Source organism: Kitasatospora sp. NPDC059812 (genome assembly GCF_042732075.1).
Taxonomy (GTDB): Bacteria; Actinomycetota; Actinomycetes; order Streptomycetales; family Streptomycetaceae; genus Kitasatospora.
On sequence record NZ_JBHWIO010000004.1, the window covers coordinates 1 to 11,826 of the forward strand.

The 11,826-nt window shown below is 74.0% G+C and carries 9 protein-coding genes; 4 read left to right on the top strand and 5 right to left on the bottom strand.

Annotation, left to right across the window (positions count from 1 at the left end; all coding sequences use genetic code 11):
- Positions 1–121: 121 nt before the first annotated feature.
- Positions 122–661 carry a GbsR/MarR family transcriptional regulator gene (locus tag ACFV6D_RS03030; RefSeq protein WP_380558055.1) on the bottom strand — a complete coding sequence of 180 codons (540 nt, stop codon included), beginning with the start codon at positions 659–661 and terminating at the stop codon, positions 122–124.
- A 95-nt stretch (positions 662–756) separates the two neighbouring features.
- On the opposite strand from ACFV6D_RS03030, the gene ACFV6D_RS03035 reads away from it, so the two are divergent.
- Complete coding sequence (locus ACFV6D_RS03035) at positions 757–1,683, top strand: ABC transporter ATP-binding protein (RefSeq protein ID WP_063350628.1); 927 nt, start codon at positions 757–759, stop codon at positions 1,681–1,683.
- A complete protein-coding gene (locus ACFV6D_RS03040) occupies positions 1,680–3,341 on the top strand; it encodes an ABC transporter permease (protein ID WP_380558058.1) in 1,662 nt (553 codons plus the stop codon). Before ACFV6D_RS03035 ends, ACFV6D_RS03040 begins: the two co-directional genes overlap by 4 nt.
- A 50-nt stretch (positions 3,342–3,391) precedes the next feature.
- Here ACFV6D_RS03040 and ACFV6D_RS03045 read toward each other — a convergent pair whose 3' ends face one another.
- Positions 3,392–3,979: a TerD family protein gene (locus ACFV6D_RS03045; RefSeq protein WP_063350626.1), complete on the bottom strand. Its 588-nt coding sequence runs from the start codon at positions 3,977–3,979 to the stop codon at positions 3,392–3,394.
- Positions 3,980–4,351: 372 nt separating this feature from the next.
- Here ACFV6D_RS03045 and ACFV6D_RS03050 point away from each other — a divergent pair, with 372 nt between their 5' ends.
- The gene (locus ACFV6D_RS03050) at positions 4,352–6,565 is read left to right on the top strand and encodes a hypothetical protein (RefSeq protein ID WP_380558061.1); all 2,214 of its coding nucleotides are present in this window, start codon (positions 4,352–4,354) and stop codon (positions 6,563–6,565) included.
- 12 nt (positions 6,566–6,577) lie between these two features.
- Here ACFV6D_RS03050 and ACFV6D_RS03055 read toward each other — a convergent pair whose 3' ends face one another.
- The 3 genes from ACFV6D_RS03055 to ACFV6D_RS03065 are packed head-to-tail and all read right to left on the bottom strand — an operon-like array spanning position 6,578 to position 9,060.
- Positions 6,578–7,624, bottom strand: coding sequence for a hypothetical protein (locus tag ACFV6D_RS03055; RefSeq protein WP_380558064.1), 1,047 nt, complete (start codon positions 7,622–7,624; stop codon positions 6,578–6,580).
- Between the two features lie 51 nt (positions 7,625–7,675).
- A complete protein-coding gene (locus ACFV6D_RS03060) occupies positions 7,676–8,353 on the bottom strand; it encodes a hypothetical protein (protein WP_380558197.1) in 678 nt (225 codons plus the stop codon).
- A gap of 59 nt (positions 8,354–8,412) precedes the next feature.
- Positions 8,413–9,060 carry a class I SAM-dependent methyltransferase gene (locus ACFV6D_RS03065; protein ID WP_079136135.1) on the bottom strand — a complete coding sequence of 216 codons (648 nt, stop codon included), beginning with the start codon at positions 9,058–9,060 and terminating at the stop codon, positions 8,413–8,415.
- Positions 9,061–9,344: 284 nt separating this feature from the next.
- Between ACFV6D_RS03065 and ACFV6D_RS03070 the strand changes: the two genes are divergently transcribed.
- Positions 9,345–11,702 carry a glycosyl hydrolase family 18 protein gene (locus ACFV6D_RS03070; RefSeq protein ID WP_380558067.1) on the top strand — a complete coding sequence of 786 codons (2,358 nt, stop codon included), beginning with the start codon at positions 9,345–9,347 and terminating at the stop codon, positions 11,700–11,702.
- Positions 11,703–11,826 lie beyond the last annotated feature (124 nt).

Here is an 11,826-nt window from a genome sequence, read left to right on the forward strand (position 1 = left end):
TTTTTTAATACACACCGCGCACACACCCCAAAACCGGCCCCCCGCCCCCCCCCGGGGCGCCCCCCGTCCGCGTTCCCCGCCCCGCCCGCTACGCTCCCGAGACCGAGACCGAGACCGAGCCCTACGCCGGATCCGACCCGGCCCCGGCCCCGGCCCCCGGCAGCGCCCCCGGCCCCAGCCCCTCCCGGTGCACCCGCCACCGCGCGAGCATGCCGTGCAGTTCGTCCACCATGAACGCGAAGAAGGCCGCGCTCTCCCCCAGCCGCGCCCCCGCGACGGTGCCCGCGCCGACGGTGGCCTCGCCGTCCCTGAGCACCCGCACCCAGCGCAGCAGGTACTCGTCGCGCCGGGTCAGCGACTCGAACCAGACGTCGTTCAGCACCCGGTAGCGGTCGCGCCGCGAGCCCGGCTCGCGTTCCTTGGCGGCCAGGCCGATCTGGATGAGGTAGCGCATCCCGCCGGACACCGCGGCCGGGCTGATCCGCAGCCGCTCGGAGAGCTCGGCGGAGGTCAGCACGCCGCTCTCCTCGGCCATCAGGCAGGAGAAGAGCCGGGACGGCATCCGGCCCATGCCCGCGGACGCCAGCTCGGCCGCGAACCGTTCGACGAAGTCCGCCACCGCCTGCTCGTCGCGCCCCTGCTCCGCTTCCCGCTCCACCACGCGCGCCTTCCCCTCTCCGGTGATCAACAACTCGACTGAACTTTAACGCCTTCCCAATATTCACGTTTTTCTGAAACTACGGTAGCTTCAGCAGCATGACGAAGGCAATCACCCTGACCGGCCTGCGCAAGACCTTCGGCCGGACCACCGCGCTGGACGGCCTCGACCTCACCGTCGAGACCGGCGAGGTGCACGGATTCCTGGGGCCCAACGGCGCCGGGAAGTCCACCGCCATCCGGGTGCTCCTCGGCCTGCTGCGCGCCGACGGCGGCAGCGCCCGACTGCTCGGCAAGGACCCCTGGCACGACGCCGTCGAACTGCACCGCCGCCTCGCCTACGTCCCCGGCGACGTCGAACTGTGGCCCAACCTCACCGGCGGCGAGGCCATCGACCTGCTGTCCCGGCTGCGCGGCCGGCTCGACCGCCGCCGCCGCGACGAGCTGATCGAGCGCTTCGACCTCGACCCCACCAAGAAGGGCCGCAGCTACTCCAAGGGCAACCGGCAGAAGGTCGCCATCGTCGCCGCGCTCGCCTCCGACGCCGAACTGCTGCTGCTCGACGAGCCGACCTCCGGCCTCGACCCGCTGATGGAGGTGGTCTTCCAGGACGTCGTCCTCCAGGCCCGGCGGCAGGGGCGGACCGTCCTGCTGTCCAGCCACATCCTGGACGAGGTGGAGAAGCTCGGCGACCGGGTCAGCATCATCCGCCACGGCCGGGTGGTGCAGACCGGCAGCCTCGGCGAACTGCGCCACCTCACCCGCACCACGGTCGAGGCCGAGACCCACCGCCCCGTCACCGGACTGGAGACGCTGGAGGGCGTGCACGCCGTCCGCACCGAGGGCGCCCGGGTGCACTTCGCCGTGGACGGCGCCCACCTGGACGCCGCCATCCGCCGCCTCGGCGAGGCCGGACTGCGCAGCCTGGTCAGCCACCCGCCCACGCTGGAGGAGCTGATGCTGCGCCACTACGGCGACGAGCTGGCCGCCAACGGGCACCCGCTCGACGGCGAGGCCGCCCGATGACCGCCACCACCACCGCGACCAGCGCGCCCGCCACGGCCCCGCGCCCGCCCCGCCCGCACACCACCCTGGCCGGCACCGCCACGCTGCTCCGCTTCGCCCTGCGCCGCGACCGGCTCCGCCTCTCCGCCTGGGTGCTCGGCCTCGGCCTGCTCACCCTCGCCAGCGCCAACAGCGTGCACACCCTCTACCCGACCGCCGCCGACCGCGCCTCGATCGCCCACGCCTCCGCCGGCTCAGCCGTCCTCGCCATGACCGGCCCCGGGCACTACCTGGCCGACTACACCTGGGGCGCCATGCTCGGCCACCGGCTGCTCGGCCTGCTGGCGGTGCTGGCCGGGCTGATGAGCGTGCTGACCGTCGCCCGGCACACCCGGGCCGAGGAGGAGAGCGGGCGGGCCGAGCTGGTCCGCTCCGCCGCCGTCGGCCGGCACGCCCAGCTCGCGGCCGCCCTGGGCGCCGCCGCCGTCGCCGACCTCGCGCTCGGCGTGCTGCTCGCCGCCGGGCTGCCCGCCCTCGGCGTCCCCGGGCTCGGCACCGGCGGCGCGCTGCTGTTCGGGGCCGCGACCACCGCCGCCGGACTGCTGTTCGCGGCGGTCGCCGCCGTCGCCGTCCAGGTCACCGCGCACGCCCGGACGGCCTCCGGGCTGGCCCTCGCGGTGCTCGGCGCCGCCTACGCGGTGCGCGCGGCCGGGGACGCCGGGTCGAACGGGCTCTCCTGGGCCTCCCCGATCGGCTGGCTCCAGCGCAGCTACCCCTTCGTGGACGACCACTGGTGGCCGCTGCTGCCCGCGCTCGCCCTGACCGTCGTCACCGGCGCGGCCGGCTTCGCGCTGAGCACCCGCCGGGACGTGGGCGCCGGCCTGCGCGCCGCCCGTCCGGGGCCGCCCACCGCGCGCCCCGCCCTCGGCACCCCGCTCGGCCTCGCCCTGCGCCTGCACCGCGGCCTGCTGGGCGGCTTCGCGGTCGCGCTGCTGCTGCTCGGCGCGATGTACGGGTCACTGCTGGGCGGCGCCGACGCGATGGTCAAGGACGTCGACCAGCTGAAGGAGGCCCTCGCCCGGCTCGGCGGCCGCTCGCTCACCGACTCCTTCGCCGCGATGACCCTGCTGGTAGTGGCGGTGGTCGGCGCGGTCTACGCGGTGCTGGCGACGCTGCGCCCGCGCGCCGAGGAGAGCGCCGGGCGGGCCGAGCCGGTGCTGGCCACCGGGGTGTCCCGGTCCGGCTGGCTGGGCGGGCACCTGGCGGCGGCGCTGCTGGGCTCGACCGCGGTGCTGCTCGCGGCGGGGGTGGGCTTCGGCCTGGCCGGGGCGCTGTCCATCGGTGACGCCGGCGCGTTCCCGCGACTGCTCGGCGCGGCCCTGGCGTTCGCGCCCGCCCAGTGGGTGACGGTGGGTTTCGCCGCCGCCGTGTACGGCTGGCTGCCCCGGGCGACGCAGCTGGCCTGGCTGGTGCCGGCGTACGCGTTCGTGATCGGGTACCTGGGCCCGCTGCTGAAGCTCCCGGCGGGCCTGGACCGGCTCTCCCCGTTCGGGCAGGTGCCCCGGCTCCCGGCAGCCGCCATGGACTGGACGCCGCTCGCGGCACTCACCCTGGTCGCGGCCGCCCTGATCGCCCTGGCGCTGGCCGGGTTCCGGCGCCGCGACCTGGAAGTGCGCTGACATCAAGGCCCGCGACGGGGCCGGCCGCGACGGGCCGGCCCCGGACCGGGTCACAGGTGCTTGACCAGCTCCGGCATCAGGTCCTGGAAGGTCCGCCCGCTGGCCGGCTGCCCGATCGCGGTCATCTGCCAACCGGTGGGCGTGCGCTGCACCTTGGCCATGATCTGCGCGGTGTACGGGCCGCCCCCGGTGAGCGTGTACCGGGCCAGTTCGGCGCCGGTCTGCTCGTCGACCAGCCGGCAGAAGGCCGCCTCGACCTCCTGGAAGGTCTGGCCGGTGAAGGAGTTGACGGTGAAGAGGATCTGGTCGACCTCGGCGGCCATCTTGGTCAGGTCGACGGTGATCGACTCGTCGTCGGTCGCGTCGCCCGCGCCGCCGACCAGGTTGTCGCCGCTGTGCCGGACGGAACCGTCATTGCTGTTGAGGTGCTGGAAGAAGACCACGTCCACCGGCCGCCCCTGGGAGAACAGCACCGCCGAGGCGTCCAGGTCGATCTCCCGACCGGCGGCCAGCAGCTTGGCGAAGAAGCCCTTGGGCTGCGCGGCCTTCCAGCCCAGGCCCATCCGGACCACACTCAGCTGACCGCCGCCCGGCTTCTCCAGGCTGATCTTCTGCCCCTTGGCCAGCGAAACGCTCATCGTGCCCTCCTCGTCCCTGCCGCCGCTCCGTGCCGTGAATCTACAGCACTGTCGAACTTCTATGATCATCCGACCGGCGCGCTCCCAGCACCCCTACCCCGCGCTCCCCCCGCCGTCACCACCGGGGGCGGTCTGCACACTGTCAAGCGCCCCGGGGAGGAGCTTGCGCGGGGCGGGCGCGCAATCCGGCTCGGTCAACCTGGCAACCGGCGATCCGACGTCTGGCGTAGCCGCGAACAGGGGCCGAACAGGCGGGCGGCACGCGGTCTAGGGTCGGCCCGGAGGCGCCGCCGACCGGGAGAACGGCCGCCGACGCACCGAGCGTTCCGCGCACGTTCCCGTGATCCGCCAACCCACGCTGGGGGGACCACCATGTCCGAGCACGAAGGAACACCGCCCGCACCCGCCACCGCCGCCACCACCTCGCGCCTCGGCCGCCGCCGCCTGCTGCGGGCCGGCCTGGGCACCGGCGGCGCGCTCGCCGCCGTCCGCCTGCTGCCCGGCGGCCAGGCCTGGGCCGCCACCCCGGAGCCCGCGCCCGCGCCCGTACCGGAGTCCGCGCCCGCACCCGCCCCCCTCCCGGGCGCCGCCGCCACGGCGCAGCCCTGGCCGGACTGGGCCCGGTTCGCCCGCGTCGGCGACGGCACCTTCAACGAGCCCGCCGACATGCAGAGCGCCGTCGACGCCCTCAAGGCGCAGAACGTCAGCGTCATCGAACTCGACACCCTGCTCTCCAACTGGCTCACCGACGCCGAGTTCGCGGCCCACATGGCCGAGGTGAAGACCTTCACCGGCCTGGCGCACGCCGCCGGCCTCAAGGTCGTCATGTACTACCCCTCCCTGGAGCTGATCTCCCCCGGCGGCGAGAAGGGCCGCTCGTTCTACAAGAACGACCAGGGCGGCGCCTGGGTGCAGCGCGACCTCGCCGGAAAGCCCAACGTGTTCTACGGCAGCGTGGTGGTCTGGGTCGACCCAGGCGACGAGAGCGTCTGGCTCAGCCCCAACTCGCCCTGGCGGGACTACTACCTCAAGCGGATCAAGGGCGTGGCCGCCACCGGCGTGGACGGCATCTGGCCCGACGTCCCGATCTACTTCGACGGCGTGCTCTCCTGGTGCGACGCCTCCACCTGGGGCGCGGCCGCCTTCAAGGCCGACACCGGCCTCGCCCTGCCCAAGGCCGCAGACTTCGCCGACCCGGTGTTCCGCCGCTACCTCGAATGGCGCCACCGCAACCTGCTCCAGTTCCAGCTCGACATCGCCGCCGCCGGGCGCGCGGTCAACCCCGACCTGGTCACCTTCGTCGAAACCGTCTCGATGGACTACCGCTACGCCACCTCGATCGGCCTGGACGGCGGCTACCTGCGCCAGGCCGAGGGCGCCGTCAGCCAGGTCTGGGAGGTGGACATCCTCGGCAACTACGACGGCATGCGGCACGCCACCGCCTCCGACTGGGTCTGTCTCATCTCGATGTACAAGTACGCGCGCGGCGCCAGCGGCACCAAGCCCGCCTGGGCGTTCTCCTACGGCTGGCAGGCCGACGACGCCTCGCTGGTGATGTCCCAGCTGATCGCGACCGGCTGCAACCCCTACGAGGTGAAGACGCCGTACAAGAACGACACCGTGGACGCGGCGATGCGCGCCCGGATGTACCGCTTCGTCCAGACCAACCAGGAGCGGCTCTACAACGCCGCCTCGACCGCCCAGGTCGGCGTCTACCACTCCAGCCCGTCCCGGGACTACGTCAGCCCGGGCGCGGGCATCGGGATGTACGTCAACGCGACCGCACCGGCCGGGATCGCCGACTGGTGGGGCGGCGACGACCCGGAGCAGAGCTGCGCCTCCGTCCCCTGGCTGGGCGAGTTCCGGGGCGCGGTGAAGGCGCTGGTGTACGCGCACATCCCGTTCGACACGGTGCCCAGCCCCGGCCTGGCCGCCGCCGACCTGGCCCGGTTCAAGGTGCTGCTGCTGCCCGACCTCCAGGCGGTCTCGGACGCCGAGGCGGCCGTGCTGCGGGGCTTCGTCGCGGCCGGCGGGACGATCGTGATCACCGGCCCGGCGCCCACCGCGCTCGACGAACTGGGCGGCCAGCGCACCGAGTTCGCCCTCTCCGACGTGCTCGGACTGCGGCGCGGAAGCCCACTGCCGGCCGCCAAGCAGAACGCCTACGGCAGCGGCACCTGCTGGTACGTCCGCAACCGGGCCGGGCTCAGCTACCTCACCAAGACCGACCAGGCCTCGGCCGACCAACTGCTCGCCCCCGTCCGCCAGTCCGCACCGCCCGCCGTCACCCTGGCCGGGGACCGCCGGATCTTCCTGGACGCGCGGCGGCTCGGCAACGACACCGTCGTCCACCTGGTGAACTTCACCAACTTCGGCGACACCCCGGCGGCCTTCCGCACCACGCCCGCCAACTGCACGCTCTCCTACGCCCTCCCGGCCGGCGCCGCCGTCACGGCCGTCACCGTCGCCACCCCGGACGGCACCGACCCGACGCCCAAGCCCGTCCCGTACACCGTCACGGGAGCGACGGTCAGCGTGCCGCTGACCGTCGTGCAGTACTCGGTGGTGACGGTGACGGCGGGCTAGGTCTGTCCGGTCCTAAAGCGCGGGCGCGGGGATGCGCCAGAGGGCGGCGGGGTTGGCCTCGCCGCCCGGGGCGGACTCGAAGGCGATCCACTTCCCGTCCGGGGACCAGCTCGGCGCGCCGTCGTACGAGCCGTCGTCGCCGGTCACCCGGACGGGGCGGCCGCCGTCGGCCGCGACCACGAAGACCTGGGCGTTCGGCAGGTCGCCGAGGTTGGAGGAGAACACCAGGTACCGGCCGTCCGGGGACCAGGTGGGATCGGTGTGCTCGCCCGGCACGTCGGTGACCTGGCGCAGGCCGGTGCCGTCCGCGCCGACCGTCCACAGCGCCCAGCTCTCACTGCCGGCGGCGCGCCGCTGGAAGACGATCCGGTCGCCGCGGGGCGACCAGTTCGGCTGCCGGTTGTCGGTGCCGGTGCCCTTGCCGTCGACCAGCCGGACCGGGGGGCCGCCGTCGCGGCGGACCTTCCAGAGCGAGTCCTGTTCGGCGTCGTCGCCGTGCACGGCGGCGTGTTCCGGCTCCCAGCTCTGCTGGAAGACGATCCAGGCGCCGTCCGGGGAGAAGCTCGGCTCGCTGTAGCCGCTGCCGTCCTCGTGCCGGGTGACCCGCTCCGGGCTGCCGCCCGGTGTCATCAGCCAGACCTCGTCGTGGCCGGACTCCCGGTCGGTGGCGAAGGTGAAGGCACCGGTGGCGGCGTTCCAGCTGGTGCCCGGAAGGTTGACGGCGGCCTTGTCGGGATCCTCCAGGACCTTCTGCGGCGTGCGGCCGCCGTCCAGCGGCAGCACCCCGAGGGCGGCGGCGCCCTTGTTGTAGCCCTCGCTGAACTCGGTCAGCAGCACCGAGCGGCCGTCCGGGGCGAAGGCGGGGTTCTGGGCGCTGCGACCGCCCTCGGCCCGGTAGAGCAGTTCGGCACCGTCGGCCCGGCGCTCGCCCCCGGTCGGCGGCGCGCCGCTGGCCCGGGTCGGCCGGGGCTGCGGCCCGCCCTCGGAGCCGGATTCGGCGCAGCCGGACAGCAGCAGCGCCGTGACGGCCGCGGCGGCGAAGAACGCGCGAATTCTCATGACTCACAAGCTAGTTGACTCTTCGTCACATCGCGTACGCCGGCAGGCGGATCAGGCGTCGCCGTCCAGCAGGTGCTGGCGGACCTCCTGGAAGGTCCAGGCCCCGCCGGCCGGGCGGGCGAACACCCAGACCAGGTCGAAGCGGTCCGGCCAGGTGGCGGGCGCGCCGCTGCCGGCGGCGCCGAGCGCCTCGACGATCCGCGGGATCCGCGAGTGCTCCCAGCAGATCAGCACCGGTTGGGGCCCGGCCAGGGCGGCGCCGGCCAGCGCCGTCTCCTGGGACTCGGCGTACCCGGTGTCGACGGTCAGCCCGAGCTTGGCGGCCAGCGGGGTGACGGTCTGCCGCATCCGGTGCGCCCCGGCCAGCGGGCCCTGGTCGGTGGCGGCGAGGATCCGGGCGGGGGTGCGCAGGCCGGGGGCGGGCGGGGCGAACAGGGTGGGCAGCGCCCTGGCGCGGGACCAGCCGCGCTCGGTCAGGGACTTGCCGTCGCGGCCGCCGTTCTCGTCCAGCCCCGGGTGGTTGCCGTCCGGCTTCTCGCCGTGGCGGATGATCATCACCAGGGCCTCGCCGCCCGCGTCGCTCGCCCTGGCCGCGCCGGCGTCCTTGCCCGCCTTCTTGCCGGCCTTGCCGGAGGAGGCCGAGCAGCCCGCCAGCACCACCGGAGCGGCGATCGCCAGGCCGGTGAGCAGGGTGCGCCGGGCCGGCCGCGCCGCCACTCGGTGCTCCATCACCCGTTGCTCCATCACTCGGCCCCCCGCCACCTGGTCTCCCACCACTCGTTGCCCCGTCACTCGGCACCCCGCTCCAGGCGCACCAGCGCGTCGACCGCGACGCCGTCGCCCTCGCCCTTGTGCCCGGGCTCCGGGCCGACCGTCCGGTGCACCCGTTCGGCCCGGACGGTGCGCAGGCCGCGGTCGGCGAGGTCGGCGAGGACGTCCTCCGGGGTGAACAGCACGGCCGGGTCCTGCGGGCCGCCGACGCCCTCGGTGAGGTTGCTCAGGTCGTGCCCGACCACCAGCAGGGTGCCGCCGGGAGCGAGCGCGGCGGCGGCGCGGCGCAGCGCGGTCCGCCGGTCCTGGGCGGGGACTTGGAGGTAGGCGACCAGGATCAGGTCGTAGCCGGCGGCGGGGGCCTCAAAGGTGCGGGCGTCGCCGTGCCGCCAGGTGAGCCGGTCGGCGACCTCGTCGGGCAGGTCGGCGGTGAGCCGCTCGGCGCGTTCCAGGGCGACGGCGGAATAATCCAGCCCGGTGACCTCCCAACCCCGGCCGGCCAGCCAGATGGCGTTGCGGCCTTCGCCGGCGGCCAGGTCGAGGGCATGACCGGGGGTGTGGGCCGGGGTGAGGCCGGCCAGTTCGCGGACCACCCAGCGGTTGGGCTCGGCGCCCCACACCAGCTCGGTCGCGGCGTAGCGGTCGTCCCAGTCCTGGCTGTCCATGGCGAGTCCTCCGTTCGGCGGGCCTGCTCCGCAGCGGTCAACCTACCGGGCCCGGGCGGCGGCGGCCCGGAACGGTCCAGCGGGCGGACACCCTTGACGGCGAATATTGGTCCAGTCCAATCTGTGATGTCGTGACGCGAGCGGGTCAGCCGGCCCGCCGCGCCCGCCGTCCGTACATCGGCACGCTCCACCTGCCCGCGCGCCCCCACAGCGCCAAGGCGGCTCCCCCGGCCCACCCGGGCCACGCACCGCCGGAACCCCCACACATCCGGAGGACACACCGCATGCACGACCGCGTCATGCCCGCACGGCCCGCCCAGGCCGCCGGGCGCCGGACCGCTCCGCGCAGACGGGCCATGGCCCTGGCCCTCGCCGCCACGCTCAGCACCAGCGGCGCCGCCCTCGCCCTGACCCTCAGCCCCGCCTCGGCCGCCCCGGTGAACCTGCTGGCCAACGGCGACTTCGAGGCCGGCACCCTGGCCGGCTGGACCTGCGCCAACGGCTCCGTCGTCACCACCCCGGTGCACGGCGGGAGTTACGCGCTCAGCGGCGCGGCCTCGGCCTCCGACACCGCGCAGTGCCAGCAGACCGTCACCGTCCAGCCGAACACCACGTACACCTTGTCCGGCTTCGTCCAGGGCAGCTACGTCTACCTCGGTGCCACCGGGACGGGCGTCAACTCCTCGGTCTGGACGCCCGGCGGCACCGGCTGGAACCAGCTGAGCACCACCTTCACCACCGGCGCCACCACCACCTCGGTGACGGTCTTCACCCACGGCTGGTACGGCACCGGCGCCTACTACGCCGACGACCTCAGCCTCACCGGCCCGGCCGGGCCCACCTCCACCGGCAGCCCCACCGCGAGCGGCAGCCCGACGGCCTCCGGAAGCCCCACCGCGTCCGGCAGTCCGACCGCATCCGGCAGCCCCACCGCCTCGACCAGCCCCACCGCGAGCGGCAGCCCGACGGCCAGCGGCAGCCCCACCGGATCCGGCAGCCCGACCGCGACGGCCACCGCCAGCGGCCCGGCCGGGGACGGCAAGGTCACCACGCCCACCGGCGTCGCCGTCAGCAAGGTCACCGCGGGCGCCGTGGTGCTCACCTGGCAGCCCTCCACCCTGACCACCGGCGACGGCCCGATCGCCTACAAGGTGTGGTCCAACGGCCAGCTGGTCGCCACCTCGATGGGCACCTCCGTCGCCGTCAGCTCGCTGCTGCCCGGCAAGGCGTACACCTTCAGCGTCCAGGGCTACTCCGGCTCCCACGCCTCCGCCCAGTCCGCCGCGGTGAGCACCACGACGGCCGCCGCCCCCGCGCAACAGCCCGTCCGCTCGGCCTACTTCGACCAGTGGGGCGTCTACGAGAACGCGTACTACCCGAAGAACGTCGACACCAGCGGCGCCGCGGGCAAGCTGGACGTCATCCACTACGCGTTCGCCAACATCGACCCCACCAAGCTCACCTGCTTCCAGGCGGTGAAGGCCTCCGACTCGACCAACGAGAACAACCCCAACGCCGGTGACGGCGCGGGCGACGCCTACGCCGACTACCAGTCCGACTACAACTCCGGCACCAGCGTGGACGGCAGCAGCGACACCTGGGAGCAGCCGCTCAAGGGCAACTTCAACCAGCTGCGCCAGCTCAAGGCCAAGTACCCGAACCTGCGGTTCACCATCTCGATCGGCGGCTGGACGTACTCCAAGTACTTCTCCGACGCGGCCGCCACCGACGCCTCCCGGAAGACCTTCGTCTCCTCCTGCGTCGACATGTTCCTCAAGGGGAACCTGCCGACCGGCGTCGCGGGCGACGCCTCCGGCGGCGCGGCCACGGCGGCCGGCATCTTCGACGGCGTCGACCTCGACTGGGAGTACCCGGGCTCGGCCGGCGGCCACACCGGCAACCACTACTCCCCCGCCGACAAGCAGAACTTCACCCTCCTGCTCAAGGAGTTCCGCACCCAGCTGGACGCGCTCGGCTCCGCCCAGGGCAAGCGCTACCTGCTGTCCGCGGCCCTGCCCAGCGGCCAGGACAAGATCGCCCAGCTGGAGACCGACAAGATCGGCAACTACCTCGACTACGCCGACGTCATGTCCTACGACATGCACGGCGCCTGGGACGCCAAGGGCCCGACCAACCACCAGGACCCGCTGCACGACAGCCCGGCCGACCCGACCACGCCGATCACCCCCGGCACCCGCAAGTACAACGTGGACACCATGCTCGCCGCGTACACCACCGGCCTGCCCGAGTACGGCATCCCCGGCGGCTTCCCCGCCAACAAGCTGGTGCTCGGCATCCCGTTCTACTGGCGCGGCTGGACGGGCGTCCCGGCCGGCTCCAACTACGGCCTGTACCAGAGCGCGACCGGCCCGACGGCCGCCAAGCCGCTGAGCCAGGAGGCCGGACTGGCCGCCTGGAAGGAGCTCAACCCGACCGCCGCCACCACCCACTGGGACCCGGTCACCGAGAGCAGCTGGGTCTACGACGGCACCAACTTCTGGACCGGCGACACCCCGCAGGCCATCCAGGCGCGCGGGGCCTACACCAAGAGCAAGGGCCTCGGCGGCCTGTTCGCCTTCTCCCTGGAGAACGACGACGCCTCCGGCACGCTGCTCAACTCCATGGACGGCAGCCTGCGCTGACGCCCCGCACACCGGTGGGGGGCCGGGGGCGGGCGGCGGGGGGGCCCCCCAGGAGGGGGGGGGGTGGGGACAGGCGGTGCCAGGACAACACACACATGGCGCGGGGGGAGGCGAGAAAGGGGTG